A 22,776-nucleotide genomic window follows, 5' to 3' on the forward strand; every position below is an offset into this window, starting at 1 on the left:
GTACCTTCCGGGCGATTTCCCTTATAGCGCCTTTTATGCCTTCACGCGTCCTCGTTTCTTTCCTCCTGCTTTTGCTGGCCTGGGCTTCGTTTAGCTGCACTACCCAGGGCGAAGACGACCCTACGCCTCAACAAGGCCTAGTTGGTCGCTGGAATGAAGAATCCTGGAAATCAACGGTGTACGATGAGAAAGGGGCCGTGTTGGCTACAAACAACACGTCCAGTACGCCTAATTATTACGTGTTCAAATCAAACAAAACCTTCGACTACTACTCGGTAAATTTAGGCGGCGTTATTGCGGGCACCTATACCTATGCCCCTCCCTCCCTGACCCTGGCCTATCAGGCGGGCACCTTCAACGGTAGGTATGAAATCATCGAGTTTACGCCCGCCAAACTGGTGTTAACCAGTGGCAAACCCCAGCCTGGCACGAGCTATACGGTGGAAGTGCTTACCCTCGTAAAGAATTAGACCGCCCACTTTTCTATTCCCACCCTAGATTGGTAGACGCCCGGGTTTGACCCCTCTGGCTCTTTCACCCCTTGGCCAACGGCGCTGGTACTGGCTTCCGGGAAGAATAGAACGTCTTCCGCGCCCCCCGTTTTTGACATAATGGCCGTGGCTGTTGCAAAACGCTTTTATCGTGGAGCTGGAGGGTAACGCCGTCGACTAGTAGAGGCTAGCAGGCCATAGGCAGGGCTCCTCGTGGGGGTGCTTAGTGGTTCGAAGAACAAGTTGCCGCCTTGGGGTTGACTTTTGCAACAGCCACGGCCCTTATGCTAAATGATATTTTCGATCAACATAGCTCTAGTCATGTAGGAGTTGCGGCAAGCGTTCGAAGGAAAGTCCTTTTCTGCGCGGTAATAAGCCCCTAGGATAAAAGCATAGGGGCCGTTCCTAGGCTAGGTCGATGAATTCGTCTGAGTCAACTCTATCGAACGCGAAAAGCCCCGCGTTCCTCCGTAGAGGGCGCAGGGCTTTGTTCAGCAGATGATCTACAGGGGAGTTTAGCTCTGGCAACGAAACTGCCGTCAGAGCCTCTCAAGGGCTACCGACTACCGGCTTTCGGGCTTTTCTTGCCCCCAGGGGCGGCTTTGGCCGTGATCGGCGCCACGAGTTGGCCGTTGCGCACAATTACTTGACCATCGACTTCCACGGTCGCGTTGGCGATGGGGAAGCTGTTGCTGGTGGCAGCCTTGTTTTGGCCACCCTGCAGTTCATTGCCCCCAATCCCCACTAATACCATGCCCGCGGCCGTATTCGGGTTATAGCCTTTCTGCTCCTGCGCCTTCATGGCCGGGTTCAGGCCGATAGAAAAGGAACTGAGTTGCATCACACTCGGATCATACGTTGCGAGGTACTTCTGCAAATCTTCGTTTCCTACGTCCGCCTTCGCGTTCGCCATCTGCCCACTTTTGAAGTCGGCTTTGAAGCCTTGAAACGGTTTGCCATTCCACGTGCCGGGGGAGGCCGCCAACCGGCCCGTGGCAGAGGTCTCCAAGCTGGTGCCATAAATCCGTCCTCCGGGTAGGGCGGCCGTGCGGTTATAGATTAGTTTCTCTTGCTGATCGGCCGCGGTCAGCACCCCATCGTCGACAAAGACGGGGCGAGCGGCGAGCTGAAAGGTCAGGTCCGTGCCCGCGGGAGAAGTGATATGCACTTTTTTGCCCGTCGCGAGTAGTTGTTTCAGTTGCTGCGCCTGGGTGGAGATGGCCGTATAATCGGTGCCGATGCCCGCCCACACCATTTGCTCGTAGCTCGCGTAATCCAGTTGCTGATTCGCCGCGTAGCTTTTGCTAGGGTAGCTCACGAAAACGCCCCGCACTTTGGCGGCATCCAGCTTTTTGTTGAGCCCCGCCTCGGCCGCCACTTTCGCAAATTTGGCCTGACGTTCCGGCGTGGTACCCGCGAGCACGGTCTTGGCGTCTTCTACACTGGGCAGTTGAATCAGGACATCCGCCCCTAAGAGCCAATTGCTGGACTTTGAGGCTTGAATCGCCGATTCCGGCATTTCCACGCTGGTGGCACGGGCGACCTTATCGGTAGTCAGTAGCATATTGGGTTGCCCCCCCGCGCGGGCCACTTCCACGGCCACGGCTTCCATTAGGGGCAGCGTATGCTGGCCGCCCGTAATCATCACCAGCTCCCCGGGCTTGACGCCGGCGGAGGTATTGACGATTTGCTTGGCGATCTGCTCATAATTCTGGCCCAGGACGGGACTGGCCAGCAACAGCAGGCCGAGCAGCCCACTGGTTTGTGCGTAGCGGTTTTTCATGCGAATGGGGAATGGGGGGTGAGGGATAGAAAAGAAAAAGGATCTGGGGCCGCCGTCTTGTCAAAGGCTATGGCAGTGGTGCCGGTAGGAGGGAGGGTGATAGCCACCACCCCGTTGGCGGGCATAAAGCGGCTGGGGGTGGGAGTCGGCCCCGTTACCGTTAAGGGCAACCCGTTGCTGGTGCCGCCGGCCGTCGTCACGGTGACGGCGTAGGCGCCGGGGGCCAGGCCCGCCGGCACCACGACGCCCGTGATGCGGGTAGCACTGGCCACGAAGCCCGCCGGCGCGTTAATGGCCGTGCGGGCGCTGGTAAAGGTCACGGCCGTGACCCCGCGTAAGCCGGTGCCTGTCAGACGGAGTAGGCGGCTGGCCACGCCCCTGCTGGCCGAGAGGGCCGTGAGGGTAGGCAAGGGCATGTTATCCTGGTAGATGCCGAAGTAGGCCGTCATCTCTACGCCGTCACCCCCTGCGGTGAAGCTGCCCCCGGCGTACCCGTTGACGCTGGCATTTACGGCCAGCGCATTCGCTAGGGTGTTCTCGCCCGTGCTCAGCGTACTCCACGCCGTGCCACTCCGCTTGGCAGGCCAGCGCTGGTGGCGGGCCGAGCGGGGAAGGCGGGCGGGGGAGGCGCCGGGCCCACGAGTGGCGGCCAAAGGGTAAGATGTGCTCATACGCTTGGGGGAAAAAGAAAAAGTGAACATTCCGCGGCTTTCTTCGAGGCAGCGGCCGGTGAATACAATTTCATCCACTAATCCTACAAATCTACCATCCACGGCACAGTCGCGGTATGACACGTTCGTGTCATGCGAAATCCTGGGAGGCGTGGTACTTTGCCGGGAAGGACGTCCTCCGGCCCAGCATTTCTGAGCCGGGTGGTAGCTCGTTGTCGCCGCTCATGTTGGCCCCTGTGCGAGACACGCGGCCGACGGGCCGGAGCTGCCACGGGCGTCGCCCGCGTGTAACACCCCGGCGTACCGCGCCACGGGCGCAGGTCGGGGGGCGGAGAGTGGGAACTGCGGCATGGGGCAGGTGTATGGCCTTGAGGCCGCGCGGGCTGGGCTGCTACCCGGCTAGCGGCAAGGCCACCACTACCGCGAAGCCCTTCATCAACGGCTCGTAGCGCACGGTGCCGCCCACGGCCTGCGCGCGACCCTGCATGCTGGCCAGGCCGCGCCCACCGGGGCGGGGGCGGCCGTTGTGGCCGCGGCCGTCGTCGGCCACCGTGAGGGTGAGGCCAGCCGGGGCCGCCGCCAGCTGCACGGTGACCGTGGTGGCCTGGGCGTGCTTGACCACGTTGTGCAAGGCTTCCTTGTAGATGAGGTAGAAGTGGTGGAGCAGGGCCGGGGCCAGCACCGGGTCGGGCAGGTCGGGGGCGACGCGGAACTGCACGTCGAGGCCGGCGGGGGGCAAAACCTCCTGGGCGTGGTCGCGCATCCGCTCCAGCAGCTGGCTGAGGCGCAGCGGGCCGGCGTGGAGGCTCCACACCACGTCGCTCATCTGCTGGCCGGCCTGGCGCGCGGCGAGGGCCAGCGCGTCGAGCCGGGCCCGGGTCTGGGCCGGGGTGTGGGGCGTTTCGCGCAGCAGGTCGCTGTGCATGCTGATTTGGGTGAGCAGGTTGCCCACGTCGTCGTGCAGGTCGGCGGCGATGCGCTGGCGCAGGGCGTGCTCGGCCTGCCAGTGCTGCTCGCGCCGCCGACCGCGGCGCTGCTGCCACCCATACACCCCGCCCACCGCCCCCGCCACCAGCAGGGCCGTCAGGGCAGCCCACACGCCGGGCCGCCGCCACCAGTAGGTGCGCGCCCGCACCGGCACGCGCAGCAGGTTGCGGGTGGGCGTGCCCAGCTCCGTTTCGCCCCGGATCTCGAGCGTGTAGTCGCCCGGTTCCAGCCCCTGCAGGCGCAGGTGGTGGCTGGTACCCAGCTCCTGCCAGGGCGCGGGGCCGGTGCCCCGCAAGCGGTACGTGAAGCGTCCCAGCGCGGACCCGCCGTCGTCGCTTAAACTCAGCGCCAGGTCGGCAAAGGCATCGCCGGGGGCCAGCTCCAGCCCTTTCGGCAGGGTGCCGGCCAGGTAATCGGTGCGGATGGTATCGGGCTGAGCGTGGTGCTGGGTGAGGCTGGTAAGCAGCAGCCGGGGCTGGTACTCGGGGGTGGTCAGGTCCTGGGGCGCGAGGAAGCTGAGCCCGCCCACCCCGCCCACGTACAGGCGCTGCTGCACCGAGTCGTACCAGCTCGATTGGCGGTTCAGCTCGTTGGTCGCCAGCCCGTCGGCGGTGGTCAGATCGCTGCGCCGGCCGGTGCGAGGCTCGTAGCGTACCAGCCCGTGGTGGGTGCCTACCCACAGCACCCGTCCCGGCCGGGGGGCCAGCACAAAAGCCACCGCTTCGCTGGGCAGTCCCCGGCCCAGCGTGAGCTGCCGCTGCACGCCCCGCCGGGGGTGCAGCAGCAGCAGCCCGGCGTCCAGGGTACCCACCCACACGCTGTCGGGGTGCGCGGCCAGCACGCAGCGCAGCAGGCCGGTAGGCAGCCGGTAGGGCGGCGGCTCGTCGGGGCCGTAGTGGCGCAGCTCGCCGGTGGCGGGCTGCAGACAGTACAGCCCCCGGTTGGTGGCCAGCCACAGCTCCCCGTTCGCCCCTTCGCTCAGGGCCTCAATCTCGCAGCCGTGCAAGGGCCAGGCGGGGTCGGCTTCGCGGTAGCGCTTACGCGTGCGGCGGGCCAGGTCGAGCGCAAACAGGCCCTGCTGCCCCCCCGCCCACAGCCGCCCGGCCCGGTCGCGCAGCAGGCAGAAGATGGTTTTGCCCGTGGGCTCGGGGTGGGGCCCGGCCCACCTGATTTCCTCAAACCGCCCCCCGGCCAGCAGCCCGACGCTCCTCCCGTTTTCAAAACCAACGACCAGGCTCGCATCGGGCAGGCGCAAACTGCAGTACCAGACGCGGCCGGGCGCCTGGCCCGGCCAGGGGCGCAGGGGGGCCAGCGGGCTGTCGGCCGCCTGGGTAAAGGTGCCCGAGTAGCTGCCCACCAGCAGCCGGCCATCGGCCAGCCGGCTGATGGCGCGGGTGCTCAGGCGCTGCTTCCCGGCCACGGGCAGGGCCTGAATGGAGGCGCGGCGGGGGCGCAGTTCGATCACCCCTGGCATGCCCTCGGCAAACGCATACAGCCCCGTCCGGGCCCGGTTGAAGCACAGCCACCCGTTCCACTCGCGGGCCAGGGGCAGCGGGTAGTGCTGCAGCTCCGGCGCCTGCCGCTGCCGCCGGATGGACAAGGCCAGCAGCTCCTCGTCGCCCAGCCAGTACCAGGTACTGTCCAGCTCCAGCACATTGAGGCGCGGCACGGCGGCCGAGGAGCGGTTGCGGCGCCAGCGCGCCAGTACCCGCCGGGGCTGCGACGGCCGATGTTCGTACAGCACGCTATCGGTCAAGAAGTAGGGGCTGTTGGGGAGGCGCAGCGGGTGGTCGGCTAGCTGCGTCCGGCGGGAGCCATCGGCTTGCTGCACCCGGTAGCGCCGGCTGTGAGGGGCAAGGGTGTGCACCTGCCCGCCTGGGGAAAGTCGCCAGCTGCGCTCGAAGCTATGGAGTAGCAGCCCCGCCGAGTCGGGCTCGATGGCCGCGATCAGGCCCTGCGGGTACTGCCACACCAGCCGGGCGGACTGCTGAGGCCGCCGGAGCGAGAGCCGGAACACCTGGCACGGGTCCATTCCCCGGCCAAACCACAGCGTACCCCGGTGCAGCAGCAACGCGTTGATGCGGCCGTGCCGGCCCGTGAGCCGGGGCAGGGGCACGGGGCGCAGCTCGCCGGTGGCCGGCACGAAGGCGTACAGCCCGTCGTGCATGCCCACCCACACCGTGCCGGCCGAATCGGCCACCACCCGCAAGGCTTCGCCGCGCAGGCGCGGGCCTTGCCGCACCAGCTGGTTGAGGGGCACTAGCTGCCGGCCGTCGTAGCGAAACATGCCCTGCCGGGCGGCCACCCAGGCAAAGCCCGCCGGGTCGCTGCTCAGGTCGCGGACCCCCACTGTGCTCAGGACGCGGTCGGGCTGCTGCGCCAGCGCCTGGGCCCGCGCCCCCGGCCCAGTAACGAGCAGCCAGCCGCCCACCAGCCAGCCCAGGATGTTCGTTCGCTTACGCAGCACGCCGGCCGGCCGGGGAAAGGTGGGTATACAGATCACGCGGCATGGGCGCTAAGTAGGCAGTGGCGGTAGTCCATCCACCCAACGCGGGTAGATCGGTATGGGTAACTTGCTCCCGAAAGCAGGTGGGGGGAGTCTGGGGAGTGAGCGCCGGGGGGCAGCGCTCGTGGTGGTCGTAAGCGAAATACGTCGCTAGCGCGGCTGTCCGTTGCCGGCTGGGCCGCCGCGGAGGCCTGCAGCCCGCCGAGGAGGAACAACAGGCAGACGGGCTGGTTTTCATGACGTTAAGAATAACTTAGAATAGTATCCTACAACGGTACAACATAAAGCCCTCATGTGAAAGGGTTGACTGCTGCGGGGCCCTGTCTAACACGGCCGGTGCATGAAAAAGAGGTAGAGTTCCCCTGACTTACGGAAAGGCAACCACGTAGGCCATCAGGCAGCGCGCCGCGAAGGAGCTCGCGGGCTACTCCTACCGCGTTCAGTTGAAGTACACCCCCTGCCACTTGCGGCGCAGCGCGCTGTCTGCCATTTGACTAGCTCGCGCTGGTTTTCACCCAGCCCAAAGTCACGAAAGGATAGGCGTATTGAACACCCTTCAGCCTTGCCGCTTCAGGGCCAGGGCCAGCAGCTCGCCTTTCGAGTTGATGTGCAGCTTGCGGTATACGGCCCGCAGGTGGTTCTTCACCGTATCGAGGCTGATGCCAAAGGCGTCGGCAATGAGCTTGTAGCTGAGGCCTTCTTCCACGGCTGTCACAATTTCCTGCTCGCGGAGCGTCAGGCGGGCCGCGGCGGTGGCCGCCACGGCCACCGGCGGCTGCCGCCGAAACGCTTGCAGCACGTGCCGCGCCACGGCCGGCGACATGGGCGAGCCGCCGGCGGCTACCTCCAGCAAGTTGGCTTTGATGACGGGCAGCGGGGTGTTTTTCACTAAGTAGCCCACCGCCCCCGCGCAAATGGCCTCGAACACGCGGGCCGCATCGGTGTACACGCTCAGCATGAGCACCTGCGCCCCCGGCAGCCGGGCCAGAATGAGAGGCAAGCCCTCGATGCCCGAGCGGCCCGGCAGGCCAATGTCGGAGAGCACCAGCGCCGGGGGGGTGCCGAGCGCGGGCAGCTGCCGAAAGAAATCTTCCATCGACGCCGCCGTCAGCACGCACTCAAACTCGGGCTGCGCGCCCAGGTAGTGGTGCAGCATGTCGCGAATGGGCGTCTGGTCTTCGATGATGGCTAAGGGCAGGCGAGTTTGCATGCGCCAAAGATAAGCCCCTTCCCCACCCGGCGCTATGACACAAAAGGGGGAGAAAACACCGCCTCACCCCCCGCGATAAAGAGCCTGCATCAGCCACGTCGAACAGGGAAATGATGCTCGGTTACCCACTAGCGAAGAGGCGCTGCCGTTCTACAAATTCCAATAATGGCCATTATGGTAAGCAAGCAAGTCTGTTATCACCAATAAGTCGCTGCGGTACAAGGGGCCCAGCCATAAAGTTGCTACTGCCCCGGGTTGCCCTAGCGAGCTAGCGCCTCCTGGTGGGCAATCCTGCACCGGGAGAAGGAGACTGAGTCAAGGGGTACGACCCATCCACTGTCGCGGTGGATGCCGCTCGGTGGGGAGATCGACTCCCTTTAGTACATGCCCTACGCGGTGACGGAAAAAACGCCCCTGCCAGCTGGTGCCTACGGGCTGCGGGGCTCAGGGAGCGTCCGCGGCCGGCAGAAGGAGCTCGGCGTAGATGGGAAAGTGGTCGGAGTGAATGTCTCTTAGCCGCCTCAGCGTCACTAAGCGGAACTGCTGGGTCACAAAGATGTGATCCAGGGGCCAGCGCAGAATCCAGGAAGTCGCCCGAAACGAGCTGTACAGGCCGCGCCCCAGGCGTACGTTGCGCAGCCGGCCATCAGCCTCGAACAGGCGAGTGGTATGCGACCAGGAAACATCGTTGAAGTCGCCCGCCACAATGGCGGGGCCCGGCCGCTGCTGCACCAGCTGGCCGACCTGCAGCAGGGTCGCATCCTGGTAGTCGTCGCGGGTCGCCAGGTGCTCGAGCGGCACCGGGGGCGGGGGATGCACGCCGTGGAAGTTGATCCAGCGGCCATCGGGCAGGCGCAGGCGCGTGTGCAGCGAGGGTACGGCGGGGTGCTCCAGGTACGCCACGCGGGTGTGCTGCAGGGGCAGACGCGAGTACAGGACCAGGCCGTAGGTATTGGCGCGCGGCAGCTCGACGCGGTACGGGTACTGCCCGTGCAGGGGCCGCAGCGCCTGCACCCACCACGCGTCGGTTTCCAGGGCGAGCAGCACGTCGGGCTGCAGCTGGTGCACCAGGTGCCGCAGCGGCGCGGCGTGGCGGTTGTCCATGAGCACATTGACAATAAGTAACCGCACGCGGTTCGCCGGGCTCGCCGCCGCGGCCGGGCGGGCGTCGGGTACTGTCTTTGGGCCGAGCGCCGTGTAGGGCAGCAGAAAGGACGCCTGCAGGGCGAACCCGACGCCAGTACCCAGCAGCAAGAGCAGCCCGGCCCGGCGCGGGGGCGGCAGGCCCAGCAATAGCAGCCCGCTGAGCACGAGCGCGTGGGTGAGCAGCAGCTGCAGGCGCGGAAACTTAAGCACTTCCAGCCACCAGACGGGGGCGGGCCCCAGGGAGAGCAGCGTGAGCAGCAGCGCGAGGGTCCCCACCCCGGCGAGCAGGTAGCGCAAGCAGGCGGCCAGTGACGTCATAGGTGGGGGAGCAGAGCCGTGGAAAGCCCGTAAGGTAAGCATCTGCCGGCGAGCCGCGCCTCCGCCACCCGGCAGGTGCCGGGCAGCCGGGCTGCCAGCGTCTTGGGAAGAGAAGGAGTTACCCTGCGTAACCCTGGGTAGCTACTTCCAGGAGGCAAGATCGGGTAACCGGCAGTGCCAAGGCAACTAAGAGAAGCTAGTGGGGGGTGAAAGGGCGGCGCTCGGGAGGGCAAGAGGCACAAAAGTCCCTACGGAGAAAGTAAAAAAAAAGCCCGATCTCCAGGGCGGAAATCGGGCTTTTTTACGGGCAGGGCTGCGGCTTAGTTGCCCCCGGGGAAGTCGAAGCCCAGGTGGAATTGAAACACCGAGTTGCGAATCTTATTGCCCCCGGCGAGCGCGGCATCGCCGTCATAGAGGCGGGTGATGCCGCCGTTGTAGCGGATGCCGACATTGGGGCCGCTGGCCAACTGGTAGCCCACGCCGAAGATGTAGCCGAACAGCAGCTTGTTGAGCTCCCCCCGGGCGGTGATGTCGGGCGTGGCCGCATCCTCGAACTTGGTCTTGCGGGCGAATAGGTAGCCCACTTGCGGCCCGGCCTCAAACACCAGGCCCTCGGCGTTGACGCGGGCCAGCAGCGGCAGATCGATATTGTGGAACGTGGTTTTGGAGACGTCGTCGATCTGGTAGCCGCGCTGGGAATACAGCAGCTCGGGGTGCAGCTCGAACAGACTGCCCACGCCCAAGGCCTTGGTGGTCGTCAGGCCGGCCAGAAACCCAAAGCGGTTTTGCACGTCGCCCTGGAAGTCTTTGTCGTCGCCGGCCAGCGTGGCGGCCACCACGCCCACTTTAAAGCCGAAGCGGGAGCCGCCTCCGGCGGCGGATTGGGCCTGGGCGGCGGTAGCGCCAGTCAGCAGGGCCAGGGAGAGTAGGAGCGTTCTCATTGGAAGAATCTTTTTCATTGGAAGAATCGTTTTCATAGCTAGAAAGTAAGAAAGGGTGGGTGGTAAAGGCTTCTATGTTAGCCCGGCAGGAAAGGGCTCGAAAGCCCCGAAAGTCAGGTTGCTTCCGCAGGGACAGCAACCCCATTAAAGACGGCCAACACGTAATTTTTGTTTGGTTAAACAATTGATTTTCAGAGCATTATTTAAGGCCTTCGTCATAGAGCCGATCGCTGTGCCCGCAGCTGCCACTCAAAGGTACCAATCCCGCCCACCCCTACACATGCCAAAGCTCATCCCAGGGGATGAGCTTTATCAAGTACCCGTCAACGGGGCGAACCGGATGCCTGGCGCACCTCGCCTTACGTGTCCTTGGGCCGAAACAGGATCTTGTCGATGTGGCTGCGGTCCACATCCACAATCTCGAAGTAGTGGCCTTCCCAGAGAAAATGCTCCCCGGCCCGGGGCAAGGTATTCAGCACATGCAGCGCCAGGCCTCCCACACTGTGGAAGCTGCCCAGCCCCCGCCGCTGGGCGGCCGGAATATGGAAGCGCTCGGCAAATTCGGCAAAGGGCAAGTGCGCGTCCAGCAAAAACGAGCCGTCCTCGCGGGCCACAATAGCGGGGTTTTCGGCGGAGTCGGGGGAAATGTCGCCCACCAGCGCGTCGAGCAAATCGTCCAGCGTGACCAGGCCCACCACCCCGCCGTACTCGTCCACGACGATGCCCTGGTGCACGCGCCGCTGCCGGAACAACTCCAAAGCGTGGTAGGCCTTGCTCGAGGCGGGCAGAAACAGGGGCTCGTGCTGCAGCTCGGCCAGGCGCCCCAGTTGCGCGTCCAGGTGGTCATCCACCAGATCCTTCAGGTAAACCATGCCGCGCACCTCATCTAGGCTCCCTTGGCCCAGGGGGTAGGCCGACTGCTTGCGGGTGAGCACCGTCTGCTTGTTGGTGGCCACGTCCTCGTGCAGGTTGAGCCAGACGATGTCCTGGCGGCTGGTCATCAGGGAGCCCACCCGCCGGTCACCCAGGCTGAACACGTTTTTGACGATGTCGTGCTCGATTTCCTGGATGGTGCCTTCCGTGGCTCCCTCCTTGATCAGGGCCTTGATTTCCTCCTCCGACACGGGGCTGGGTTGGGTCTTAATGCCCAGCAGCTTGATCAGCAGGTCACTCGAGACGGTCAGCAGCCAGATGAAGGGCGAGGTCAGGCGCGAGAGCAGGGCCATGGGCGCGGCCATGGTCTTGATGATGCCCTCGGGGTTCGTGAGGCCAATGCGCTTGGGCAGCAGCTCGCCCAGCACGACGGACAGGTAGGTGATGAAGAGGACCATTAGCCCTACGGCCAGGTTATCGGCAAAGGGCGCCAGTACCGGCAGCCGGGCCAGGAGGCCGGCGAGCTGGGTGGTCAGGGCGGCCCCGCTGAAGACGCCGGTCAGGATGCTGATCAGGGTGATGCCGATCTGCACGGTGGAGAGAAACCGCGTAGGCTCCTGGGCCAGGGCCAGCGCGGCCTGGGCCGTACTGCTGCCCTGCTTGGCCTGGGCCTCGAGCTTGGACTTGCGGGAGGAGATCAGGGCGATCTCCGCCATGGAGAAGACGCCGTTAAGCAGGATCAGCAGCAGGATCAGGAGTAGTTCCATCTGGTAGGGATAGACAAAGGATACGAACGGCAAGATAGACTAGTCACGCCGATGGCCCGCTGGGGGCGGGTAAGGGCTATACGCAAAAGGAGTACTCATTCGGTGGAACTCTTGCGCACTGAATGATGACCCTAGGCGGGCCAGACACTTCGCTCCCCGCGGCGGGACCCAATTTCAGCTCCAGGCGGGCGACAGTAGGCGGGTCAGCTAGGCATTGAACAGCGCAGGATTCGTGTCTCTAAGGATAAGCCACGAAGAAAAGAAGCCGGACATTGCGTCTTCCTTTTCGGTTGTCAAGCCGTCGTATAATGGCCGTGGCTGTTGCAAAAGTCTGGCTGTAGGCTGCCAACCGGCTATTCAGGCTTTATCCGCTGTCAACCAGGGACCTCCCTTGGGGTTTGCTAACCTCTTCTCGTCGCTGAGGCGACTTAAGACCTGCACCGTTGGGCGTTTTGCAACAGCCACGTATGGTATGTTAAGTGGAATTTCCGCGCAGGAAGCCAGCCCGCAGCAGGCCGTTTTCCTTTTCTTGTCCCATTAGAGGGCCCTCGCTATTTGCTAGCAATCCGTTACTATTGCGCTTGACTGTTTCTAACTAAATTCAGCAGCTAAGAATATGGGACGTCTCATAGTCTACCTAACTCCACATTTGATAGGCATAGCCATAGGGATTGCTCGCAGTATGGGGTTCCCTAATCCGTAGCCAGGATTCCAACTCCCAAGGAGAAGCTAAGTCAACAACCAGGTAGCCTCTGCCGCCATCCAGGCGCAACGGCGGCCCCTCGTTTGGCGAGTGCCAGCAGGCGGGTGTACCGCTCGGTTGGGTTGCCCCGGCAGGAGGTGTTGCGGCCCTTGCGGTACTGCTGCTGCCAAAATCCTGTTTGCCCGAGCCCGGGAAAGCACCTAGTTTCGAGTTTCGTAAACTTTGAATCGTAGACGAGTTTCGTACACTCCTCCAGCCCTGCAATGGCCAGTTGGCACCTGGTGCTGGCCAGATGCTAGGGGTTCACGGAAAGGAGAGTTTACCCAGACAGGCCCGCGCCGTGGTTTACCACGGCCTGGCCCTAAAAACCAGCGCCCCCCTGCCCCCGGACGCGCGTCGTACGGCTCACGCCCGCTCCGCTACCAGCCGCTGCAGGTCTTGGGCATTGTCAAACGCGGCGCCCATGGTATTGTTGAAGTAGGCATACACGTCTTTCCCCTCTTGGAGGTAATCGTGTATCTGCTCGGCCTGGTCGTGCAGAAAGTCGCGCTCGTAGGACGCTCGGTAGTTGCCCTGGGGGCCGTGGAAGCGCAGATAGACAACGTCTGCCCCCTCGTTGAGCCGGGCGTTTCGGGCGGGCCCTTTGTCGTGCAGCACGAGGCTGGCGCCGTGGTGGTCCAGCATCTCAAACGTATCCTCGGCATACCAGCTGGGGTGGCGAAACTCCACCGCTTTGCGCCACTCGTGGGCGGGGTCTGCCGCGGCCAGCGCCTGCAAGAGGGCACTGACCGCGTTGAGCTGGCGAATGGTGTTGCTGGGCGGGAACTGAAGGAGCAGGCATCCCTTTTTGGGGCCCAACTCCCGTGCGGCCTCGAGAAAGCGGACAAGGCCGGAGAGGTCCTCGGCCAGCGCCTTGGTATGCGTGATATCGCGCCACAGCTTGAGGGTAAAGTCAAACGCAGGGCCGGTTTCCGCGGCCCAGGCCGCAAACGTTTTGGGCTGGGGGATGCGGTAGAAGGTGCTGTTCATCTCCACCGAGTTAAACAGGGTGGCATAGTAGGTGAGGCGGCTCGTCGCCTGGTAGGCCTGGGGAAAGGTGGCCTTCGGGCCGGGCACGACGATGCCGCTGGTGCCAGTGCGCAGGGTGCCAAGGAGGGCAGGCATGGGAAGGAGTTAGACGGGCGTGTCGGGGTATAACGTGCCACGCTGCCTCGGCGTTTTACCCCAGGCGCCTCTTCCCGGGGTCCCACAGTATCATCTGCTGGTCATCGTAGCTCTCTTTGCAGGCCCGGCAGGGGGCTGCCGCTCGAAGGCCCGGCACGCCGCCGTAAATCCTCCAAAAAACGACCCTTTCTTGCATACTTTTGCCGCCCGCAAAGGCCTCGCAAACCGCAGTTTGCGGGGCCTTTGCATGCCCTTTTCTGAATAGATAAATAGTATGAAATATAATCCTTTCTCTGGGGGTAGCGAGGGCAATCGTGTGTTGCGGCTGCTCTGGCGTTCGGCAGGATAAAAAGAGGTAGTTCGTCAAGCTCCAATCATCATGTCCCACTAAGTCAACGGATTCGATTACCGTAGGACATTGATTTGCGAGACGACACAATGAGACTTGCCAACTGATAACTGAGCCTATGTAACGAGCCGTTACGCCGAGGCCGTTGCGTCTACGAAAACCCTCCTTTTTTAGGATGACCCATATGTGGACAGGCGCGGGATGGGCGGCCTTCTGCACAGCGGAGAGCACAGAGGAAACAAAAAGGCGGGTGACTCCTTCCGCCGCCCTAGGTTTTAAACCTGTTTTAAACCGGTTTAAAACAAGCAGATAACCTGTTCAACCACCTGAAAAGGGTGCCTTATCGGCGGTATTTGGGCGGTAATTCACGGTATTTTAGGGATGGACAGCTTGGAAACCGGTTTTTGCGCTCGCACCGGCCTAATAAAGAAACGAAGCGCGAAGCGGAAATGCTGTCCCCCGAGCGGGTGGGTTGGGGAAACGAAGAACGGGGAACCGTCACCCCCTTCTTGTCCGCAAAAGGCGCACTGGCGGGTAGCTCCTTCTGCCCTAACCTGCCTGAAAGGTGTCTGAAACCTGTCTGAAACCCCTACCTAGGCCTCCGAAGGGGTTAAAAACAGGCGTGGGGGAGCGATAATAGGGGGCATTTTAGGGCTGGATCGCGTGGATACCCATTTTTGCGCCGTACCGGCCCCAAAAAAATAACCGTGACAGCCGAGCGCGGCGCCAGCGAGACGCTACCCGGAAAAGGATCCTTATAATAGACACTGGCTGAAACTATACCTGGAACAACTAGCCTACTTCGACGCCTCTCCCCGCACTTCGCCTACCTACCTACGCCTGAAAAAAGGAAGCGACAGCAGGGCCCCTGCTGTCGCTTCCTTTTTTCAGGCGTAGGTAGGTAGGCTAGAGTCGCTAGTCCTACCGGTCACTGGTAAGGTAGAGGAAGGTGACGGGCTCTGGGCTACTACCTACGGTGGCTTTACGGTCGATAAAAGCGCTCGGTGTAGTGCTTTCCCTGAGTAGTTAAATGTACTAGGTACCAGCCCGTTGGCAAGACGGGCAAGGCGACGTCGCCCGTCCCCAGCGTGGGGCCTTGCTGGCGCAGCAGGAGTTGGCCGGTTGTATTATATACCGTCAGGGTTGCATCTGCGGAGAACGTACCATCATAGTGGTAACGCAAATGGCCATCCGCCACGACGGTGGGGTACACGCGGAATTCTGGGGCAGCCTGCACGACGCGTACGGCGCGAACCGGCAGCACCGTTTCCCGGCCATCCGTATCTACCTGCCGCAGGCGGTAGTAAATCACCGGGGCGTCATAGCGTAGTAGATCCCGATCCAAAAACTGATAGGCTGTGGCTTGGGTACGCGTCCCCTGCCCGGTTTGCCGGCCGATTGCGCGAAAGCGACGCCCATCGACGCTACTTTCAATCACAAAGGCCGCGTTGTCTTTTTCCTGCGCCGTTGTCCAGCGCAGCAGCGCATCGTTCCCCTTGGCCTCGGCCGTAAAGCGCACCAGCTCCACGGGCAACGGATTCGTACGCTGACTCAGGGTCCAAATGGAAAAATGCTCCACCCCGCTGGCCGTAACCGTATTGGCCGTGGTATTCTGGCTCAGCGACGCAACGGCCTCCCAGGGCCCGGCTGGGCCCGTGGCGGAGCGCAGCAGGGTGAGGCCTTCTTCCGCCAGGCCGTTGAGCTCCGAATCAAAATAGCCAAACTGCAGCACGACATCTAAGCCGCTATTGGTGGCGGCCTCAATGTCGTAGGAGCGCAGCACGGTGCTCCCGGAACCCTGCCCGGATAGGCTCGTGCCCGTCAGGCGGCGCACCGTCGTTGCCCCCGGCAAAATGGCCCCGCGGGGGGTGAGCACCAGGCCCAGATCCCCGAAGTCGTAGCTCATGCCGGCCGTCGTTAGCTGGGCCGTGCTAAGCGTAGTGCCCAGCACGTAGCTCTCCGGACTTTCCCGTAGCGTCGCGCCGGTCGTGGTCAACTCGTGCGTATTGGTCACTAACGCCCCGGTGCGCATGATTAACTCCGTCGTCACCACCGCAGCCTGCTCCAAGGTCAGCGCCCCGGTGGGTTTATTTACTTCCAGCGTGCCGAAACGAGTCAACGCGGTGCCGCCGACCGTTTGGACTCCCTCCCCGCGGAATACCACGGCGCCGGGCAAGGTGGTGGTACCGTGGTTCTGCCAGTTCCCCAACACCTCCACGGTGGCTTCGGTATTCACGGTAAACTGAGCCGCTGCCGCAATGGTGAGGCTGTGGACGGCAATGCGGCCCTGGTCCACGACGGGATAGGTCGTCAGACCAGCAGGAATCGAGGCGTCGTCGGAACGAGTAGGGACGGCATTGCCCTGCCAGTTACCGGCCGTATTCCAGTCAGCGCTGACGGCCCCGGTCCACATGAACAGGGCTGGCTTGTTGAACACGAGCAGAGCACCCTGGGCGGCGGTGCTGGTCGAGTTGGCCGCCACCAAGTCCAGGGTGTGGTTGCCGTCTAGATCGGCCAGCACCAGGCTAGTCGGGCCGCTGCCGACTGGCACTGTGGTCGTGAGTACAAACGAGCCCTGCCCCTGGTTGAGGCACACCGAGGCGCTGGCGGAGGCTTCGTTCACTGTCACCGCGTCCAGGTCGCCGTCGCCGTCCACGTCGCCCAGCTTAAGGTCGCGGGGGTGGCCGCCGATGCTCACCGGCGCGCCCGCCGTGAAGGTGCCGGTGCCGTTGTTGGTCAGCAGCACCATTGAGCTTTGCCCCGCCGTAACCCCGTAGTCGTACTGGGCCACCAGCAGGTCGGGGGCCCCGTCGCCCGTCACGTCGCCCAGGGCCACGGCGCTGGGGGTGTTGGCCACCGGCACCAGCACGGGGGCTGCGAAGCTGCCGGTACCGTCGTTGAGGCGCACGGCTACGTAATTGTTATTGGCACTGGCTATCGCCAAGTCCAAGTCGCCGTCGCCGTCCACGTCGCCCACCGCCAGCCCCAGTACCCGGGCGGTGATTAAGGATGTGATTGGCCCGAAGGTGCCGTTGCCTCGCCCCAGGCAGCTGTAGGCGCCCCCGAGATTACAGCTAATGATTAGGTCCTGGTTGCCGTCGCCGTTCAGGTCGGCGGCCGCAGTCATGCGCGAATTAGGGGTCGGCACGGTAGTCTGAAAGCGGAAGCCCGCGAGGCCGTCGTTGCGCCACACCTCGGCGCCGCCCGCCGGCATCGTGGCCAGCAAATCCAGGTCGCCATCGTTGTCGACGTCGACGCTGGTCAGGTACGTGGCCGCCCCCAGCATGCCACTGTAACTGCGGGCGAAAGTGCCAGTGGCGTCGCCGTAGTAGATGGTGAGGAAGGCCGTGGGGCTGGTGCGCCCGCTAGAGGCGGCCACATCGGGGTAACCGTCGCGGTCAAAGTCGCCCACCGCCACGCCCTGTGTGCTACCGGTGGTAGCCAGGTACTGGCTGCCGGCCGCAAAGGTGCCCGGTGCCGGGCCAGTAGCCAGGGTGAACTGGGCGACGTAGGGCCGGGTCACCGGCGTGCCATCGGCGGCGGCCGCGCCGGCTAGCACCGTGGCCTGGATGGCTTCGCCAGCCCGCAACGCCTGGCTGGGGGTGAAGGAAACCATGCTGGTGCCGCCGCCCGCGTAAGTGCCCGGCAGCAACCCCAGCGACTGGCTGCCGAACAGGCGGAGCCCCGCCGGTCCGGCCGTCGCCGCATTCACGGCCCGCGAGAAGCTGGCCGTGACGCCGGTGCCGGGCAGCACGTTCAGGCTGTTGCCGGCTGGCGTAAGCCGCACGACGGCGGGCGGCACCGCGAAGGCAAACGCGGCGCTGGGGCCGGCCGCCGTGGTTACAAGCAGCGGGCCACTAGTGGCCCCGGCCGGCACCACCGCCGTCAGTTGGGTGGCCGATACCAAGGTGAACGTGGCCGGCACGCCGTTAAAGCTCACTTGGGTAGTGCCACCAAACGTCGTCCCCGTGATGGTCACCGGGGCGCCCGCCCCGGCCGGGGCGGGGGTTACCCCCGTGATGGCTGGCAGCACTGCGAAGTCGAGGCCGTTGCTGCTGCCGTGCGGGGCCGTGAGCACCAGTGGTCCGCTGGTAGCCCCAGCCGGCACGGCTACCGTCAGGCTGGTGCCGGCGGCATTCAAGGTGTAGCCGGGAGCCGCCACGCCCCCGAAGGTGAGCCCGGTGGTGCCTTGCAGGTTAGTGCCCGTCAGCGTAACCGTGCCGCCCACGGGCGCGGCCGCGGGAGTTGCCGCTGTAAGCATCGGGGCTTGTACCGTAAAGTTGGCAGCACTAATGCCGCTGCCGTGCGCAGTCACTATTTGCACGGGGCCCGTGCTAGCGCCCACGGGCACGGTGGCCGTCAACTGGGTGGCCGAGCCCGCTGTGAACGTGGCGGACACGCCATTGAAAAGTACCCGGGTAGGTAGATTCAGATCGGTGCCCGCAATGGTGACGCGGGTACCAATCAGCCCGCTGGCGGGGGTGAAAGCAGTAATAACCGGGGCCGCCGTGTAGAGGACGCCGTTGCTGGCCGTGCCCGCAGCCGTTACCACGACCGGTCCGGTCGTGACGCCGGCTGGCGCCGCCACCGTCAGGCTGGTACCCGCCGCATTCACCATAAAGTCGGGAGCCACCGTGCCGTTGAACGTCACCTGGGTGGTGCCCGCCAAGTTGCTGCCTGCCACCGTAACTTGAGTGCCTGGCCCCCCAAACGCCGGGGACAGGCTAGTGATCGTGGGGCCAACCGTAAACGTGAGCCCGTTGCTCACGCCGTTGGGGGCGGTTACGACTACCGGGCCAGTCGTAGCCCCGGCGGGCACCGTTACCGTCAGCAGCGTGCCGTCCGTATTTACCACGAACCCGGCAGCAGGAGTACCATTAAACGTTACCTGGCGGGCATCGCGCAGGCTGCTGCCCGCAATACTCACCGAGCTACCTAACGGGCCGGCGCTGGGCGAGAGCGTAGTGATCACCGGGGCCGGCACTACTAGGTTGGTGGGGCTGATGGCCGTGCCGGCGGGGGTGGTTACTTGCACACGGCCACTGATAGCACCAGCCGGCACCACGAAGGTGAGCTGCGTGGCGGAGTTGACCGTGAAGCTGGCCGCGGTCGTGGCGTTCACCCTTACCCGGGTAGCGCCCAGCAGGTCGGTGCCGGTCACGACCACGCTGTTGCCGACGGGGCTGCTGGCCGGGCTCAGGGTGCTAATAGTAGGAGGCAGCGTAAACACCAGGCCGTTGCCGGGGCCGTAGACGTTGGCCGCTACTACGGGGCCAGTGGTCAGGCCCGCCGGGGCCGTCACCGTCAGGCTGGTGCCGGCCGCATTCACCACAAAGCCCGGGGCTTCCGTGCCATTGAACGTCACCTGCGTGGTGCCCGCCAGGCCCGTGCCCGTGAGGGTGACCGGCGTGCCGGCCGGCCCAAAGGCCGGGCTGAGCGCCGTCAGGGTTGGGGCGCTGCTAAATAGCAGCCCGTTGCTCCGGCCCGCGCTCGTCGTTGCCACGACCGGTCCGGTCGAGACGCCAGCGGGGGCCGTCACCGTCACCTGCGTGCCGGTGGCATCGACGGTGGCGCCCGGGGCGGCCACCCCGTTGAACGTCACGCCCGTCAGCTGCAGCAGGTCGCTGCCGGTCAACGTCACGACCGTACCGGCCGGACCGGCGGGGGGCGCGATGGCCGTCAGCACCGGCGCGGTGACGAAGAACGAATTGCGGCTGGCGCCCGTGCCCCCCGGCGTGGTCACCCGGATGGGGCCGCTGCTGGCGCTGGCGGGCACGGTGGCGGTAAGCTGCGTGGCCGACACAACAGTGAAGCTGGCGGCCGCCACGCCGTTGAAGCTCACCTGGGTGGCGTCGGTCAAGTTCTGACCCGTCAGGGTGACGACGGTACCGGGGCTGCCGCCGGTGGGACTAAAGCTACTCAGCACCGGGGCCGCCGTAAATAGCAGTCCGTTGCTCGGCCCGCCCGGCGTGGTCACCACCACCGGTCCCGTCGTCACTCCGTTCGGCGCGTAAACGGAAACGGAAGTAGCTGAGTTAGCGAAAAAAAAGCTGGCGGCTACGCCGTTGAATGTGACGCCCGTCACGTCGCTCAGGTCAGTGCCGGTGATAATTACCTCGATGTTAGCCGGGCCGCTGGCCGGGGACAGGGCCGTGAGCACCGGGGCCGGGATAGTGTAGGCCGTGGTACTTACGGCCGTGCCGGCCGGCGTACGCACCTGGATGGGCCCGCTGCTGGCCCCACTGGGCACCGTCACCGAGAGCTGGGTGGCCGAGCTGACGGCAAATGCCGTAGTCGTGGCCGTGCCAAACGTCACCTGATTGGTACCCGCCAAATTGAGACCCTGCACCGTCACCCGGGTGCCCGCCGGCCCCGAGGCTGGCGAAAACGACGTAATGACCGGGGCTCCCGTGAAGGTTACGCTGTTGCTCACGCCGTAGGGGGTAGTCACGTAGACGGGCCCGGAGAGCACACCCTCGGGGGCGCTCACACTCAGGCTCGTGCCGGCCGCATTTACCGTGAAGCCCGACGCCGCCACCCCGCCAAACGTAACGGCGTTGGCGTTAAGAAGCCCGGCTCCCGTCAGCGTCACCACCGTGCCAGCTGGTCCAAAGGCCGGCGAAATGCTGCTTAGCATTGGCGCGCCCGTAAACGGCACCCCATTGCTGGTCCCATTGGGGGTTGTTACCACCACCGGGCCGGTGCGCACGCCAACCGGAGCCGCAACCGTCAATTGCGTACCGGCCGCATTCACCACAAACCCAGCAGCGGCCGTGCCCGCAAACGTTACCTGCGTAGCTTCCAAAAAACCCGTACCCGTCACCGTGACAACGGTGCCGGCCGGCCCCTGCGTCGGGCTAAGACTGATCACGACGGGGGCAGCAACCGTGAAGTTGGTAACGCTGGTAGCGCTCATTCCCGGCAGCGTCGTGACACCGATACGCCCGCTGGTTGCGCCCGCCGGCACTACGGCCGTTACGGACGTGGACGAGTTGACGGTGAAGCTGGCCGCCGGCCGGCCATTGAAGGTTACCTGCGTGGTGCCCGCCAGGTTGGTACCCGTTAGCGTGACGGTGCTGCCGATGGGGCCGCTCGCTGGGCTGAAGCTGGCCAGCGTTGGCGTGGCTGCATTCAGGTACACACCGATGCTGCTGGTGCCGCCGGTAGGCGATGAGCTGGAGCCGCCCAGCAAGTCCAGCGTCCCGTCGTTATTCACGTCGGCCAGCGCTGCGTAGTACGCTCCAGATGAAATAATCGGGCCGGCGCTGAATAGCCCACTGCCGTTGTTGAGCCGCACGTCGCGGGTATTGCCACTCACCACTAGGTCGAGGTCGCCGTCCCCATCCACGTCGCCCAGCTTCACGTCAGTGGGTGTGCTGCCCGTGTTCAGCGTCGTAGCCGCCTGGAAAGCGCCGGTGCCGGCGTTCGTGTTCAGCAGCACGGATACGGTGCTGCTGTTCTGATTGGCCGTCACCACGTCCAGCGCTCCGTCGCCGTTCAGGTCGCCCAGGGCAATGCTGTTAGGCTGGAATCCAACGGTCAGCGTAGCCCCGGCCGTAAAGGTGCCCGTGCCATCGTTGAGGCGCACAAACGCCCGATTGCTCTGGGCAGTGGCGGTCACGTAATCCAAGTCGCCATCACCGTCTACGTCCCCCACCGCTACCCCTACCGGGGCGCTCACGGTGAAATAGGTGCTCCCCGTGATGGTGAAGGTAGCGTCGCCCTGCCCGAAATGCACCCATACGAGGCCCGATGCGGCGCAGGCTACTACTATATCCAGGTTACCGTCACCATTAAAGTCAGCCGTCGCCATAGTGCGCACATCGCTGGCCGTCGGAAACCCGCGGAGCGTTGTGAATACGCCGCTCCCATTGTTTTGCATGACTACCAACTGCCCATAGTTGCCCACTACCAAATCCAGGTCGCCGTCGTTGTCCAGGTCGGCCGACGTCAGATAATAGGACGCGCCCATCGCGTAGTCAACGGCGCTGCCAAACGTACCGTCGCCCTGTCCGAAGCGTACCTGGAGTTTGCTCGTGCTGCCCTGGCTGCAACTAGCCAGATCCAGGAAGCCATCGCCATTGTAGTCGGCCGAGGTGATACCATAGGTAGAAGGGGCCGAAGGGGGCAGGACGCCAGGGGAGGCAAACGTGCCCGCGGAAGGTGCCGTGCGGGTGGTAAACTGGTAGCTATACGCTTGACTCAACGCGGTGCCGCCAGCATCCTGGGCGGCTTTGGGTATCGCTACCTGGAGTGTTTCCCCGGCCCGCAGCGCGCGGGCGGGGGTGAACCCCACAACGCTCGTGCCCCCACCACTGTACGTGCCTTCGAGCAGGCCTCCGCGCTGGGCGCTATACACCCGCAATCCGGCCGCGGAGGCCGTCGTTGCCTGCATCGGCCGGGAAAAAGTGATCGTTAGATCAGTGCTCACCGCGACCGACGTCGCATTGCGGGTGGGGGTGACGCTTACCACCTGGGGCGCGGCAGGTAGTTGCGCCTGCGTGGTCCCTGCCACATGCAGCAGGACCAGCAGCAAGAGTAGGCGCAGATAAGGCGTAAATAGATGAGGCAATAAGAAGAGAGATAAAGGTCGTGTACTAGGAAAAAGGGATCGTAACAAAGGGTAATAAGGCAGCATAGTAGCACGACATAGTTCAACTCAACTCGTAAAGCTACTAAACCAACTCACGCCTTAGCTATTTTATATTCTAATAATTTGATATGCATGGGTGACCCATGAGAATAGGTACTTATCAGAGGCAATCACTGCAGGCAAGAAAAGGCATTAGCTGCTACTAAATGGAAGCAAGGGCATGAAAAACAGGGGTATAAACATGAAGTAAACCCGCTGTCTTAGGGGATCTAGC

At 64.1% G+C, this 22,776-nt stretch carries 10 protein-coding genes; 1 reads left to right on the forward strand and 9 read right to left on the reverse strand.

The window, feature by feature from the left end:
• Window positions 1-35: 35 nt before the first annotated feature.
• Entirely contained in the window at window positions 36-470 is a 435-nt protein-coding gene (locus IEW06_RS19575; protein WP_187734451.1) for a lipocalin family protein, read from the forward strand.
• Between the two features lie 577 nt (window positions 471-1,047).
• Here the strand turns inward: IEW06_RS19575 and IEW06_RS19580 are convergent.
• The 9 genes from IEW06_RS19580 to IEW06_RS19620 form a co-directional block, all read right to left on the reverse strand.
• On the reverse strand, window positions 1,048-2,274 hold the full coding sequence (locus IEW06_RS19580) for an aminopeptidase (protein WP_188548810.1): 1,227 nt from the start codon (window positions 2,272-2,274) through the stop codon (window positions 1,048-1,050).
• Window positions 2,271-2,945 carry a hypothetical protein gene (locus IEW06_RS19585; protein ID WP_187734454.1) on the reverse strand — a complete coding sequence of 225 codons (675 nt, stop codon included), beginning with the start codon at window positions 2,943-2,945 and terminating at the stop codon, window positions 2,271-2,273. The genes IEW06_RS19580 and IEW06_RS19585 overlap by 4 nt, the downstream gene beginning before the upstream one ends.
• A 391-nt stretch (window positions 2,946-3,336) precedes the next feature.
• Window positions 3,337-6,435 (reverse strand): sensor histidine kinase, encoded by a 3,099-nt coding sequence (locus tag IEW06_RS19590; RefSeq protein WP_188548811.1) that lies wholly within the window; start codon window positions 6,433-6,435, stop codon window positions 3,337-3,339.
• A gap of 559 nt (window positions 6,436-6,994) precedes the next feature.
• Complete coding sequence (locus tag IEW06_RS19595) at window positions 6,995-7,648, reverse strand: response regulator transcription factor (RefSeq protein ID WP_188548812.1); 654 nt, start codon at window positions 7,646-7,648, stop codon at window positions 6,995-6,997.
• A 444-nt stretch (window positions 7,649-8,092) separates the two neighbouring features.
• The gene (locus IEW06_RS19600; RefSeq protein ID WP_187734459.1) at window positions 8,093-9,112 is read right to left on the reverse strand and encodes an endonuclease/exonuclease/phosphatase family protein; all 1,020 of its coding nucleotides are present in this window, start codon (window positions 9,110-9,112) and stop codon (window positions 8,093-8,095) included.
• Window positions 9,113-9,432: 320 nt separating this feature from the next.
• Entirely contained in the window at window positions 9,433-10,053 is a 621-nt protein-coding gene (locus tag IEW06_RS19605) for a porin family protein (protein WP_188548813.1), read from the reverse strand.
• Window positions 10,054-10,412: 359 nt separating this feature from the next.
• A complete protein-coding gene (locus IEW06_RS19610; RefSeq protein WP_187734461.1) occupies window positions 10,413-11,693 on the reverse strand; it encodes a hemolysin family protein in 1,281 nt (426 codons plus the stop codon).
• Window positions 11,694-12,801: 1,108 nt separating this feature from the next.
• A complete protein-coding gene (locus IEW06_RS19615; RefSeq protein ID WP_187734462.1) occupies window positions 12,802-13,560 on the reverse strand; it encodes a DUF72 domain-containing protein in 759 nt (252 codons plus the stop codon).
• 1,331 nt (window positions 13,561-14,891) lie between these two features.
• Window positions 14,892-22,481 carry an IPT/TIG domain-containing protein gene (locus IEW06_RS19620; protein ID WP_188548814.1) on the reverse strand — a complete coding sequence of 2,530 codons (7,590 nt, stop codon included), beginning with the start codon at window positions 22,479-22,481 and terminating at the stop codon, window positions 14,892-14,894.
• Window positions 22,482-22,776 lie beyond the last annotated feature (295 nt).

This window comes from Hymenobacter qilianensis, assembly GCF_014638675.1.
GTDB lineage: Bacteria > Bacteroidota > Bacteroidia > Cytophagales > Hymenobacteraceae > Hymenobacter > Hymenobacter qilianensis.

Bases quoted from the DNA above. Each gene is read 5' to 3' on its own strand.
- IEW06_RS19610 (WP_187734461.1), bottom strand. From the start codon at position 11,693: ATGGAACTACTCCTGATCCTGCTGCTGATCCTGCTTAACGGCGTCTTC.
- IEW06_RS19575 (WP_187734451.1), top strand. From the start codon at position 36: ATGCCTTCACGCGTCCTCGTTTCTTTCCTCCTGCTTTTGCTGGCCTGG.
- IEW06_RS19605 (WP_188548813.1), bottom strand. From the start codon at position 10,053: ATGAGAACGCTCCTACTCTCCCTGGCCCTGCTGACTGGCGCTACCGCC.
- IEW06_RS19580 (WP_188548810.1), bottom strand. From the start codon at position 2,274: ATGAAAAACCGCTACGCACAAACCAGTGGGCTGCTCGGCCTGCTGTTG.
- IEW06_RS19600 (WP_187734459.1), bottom strand. From the start codon at position 9,112: ATGACGTCACTGGCCGCCTGCTTGCGCTACCTGCTCGCCGGGGTGGGG.
- IEW06_RS19615 (WP_187734462.1), bottom strand. From the start codon at position 13,560: ATGCCTGCCCTCCTTGGCACCCTGCGCACTGGCACCAGCGGCATCGTC.
- IEW06_RS19595 (WP_188548812.1), bottom strand. From the start codon at position 7,648: ATGCAAACTCGCCTGCCCTTAGCCATCATCGAAGACCAGACGCCCATT.
- IEW06_RS19585 (WP_187734454.1), bottom strand. From the start codon at position 2,945: ATGAGCACATCTTACCCTTTGGCCGCCACTCGTGGGCCCGGCGCCTCC.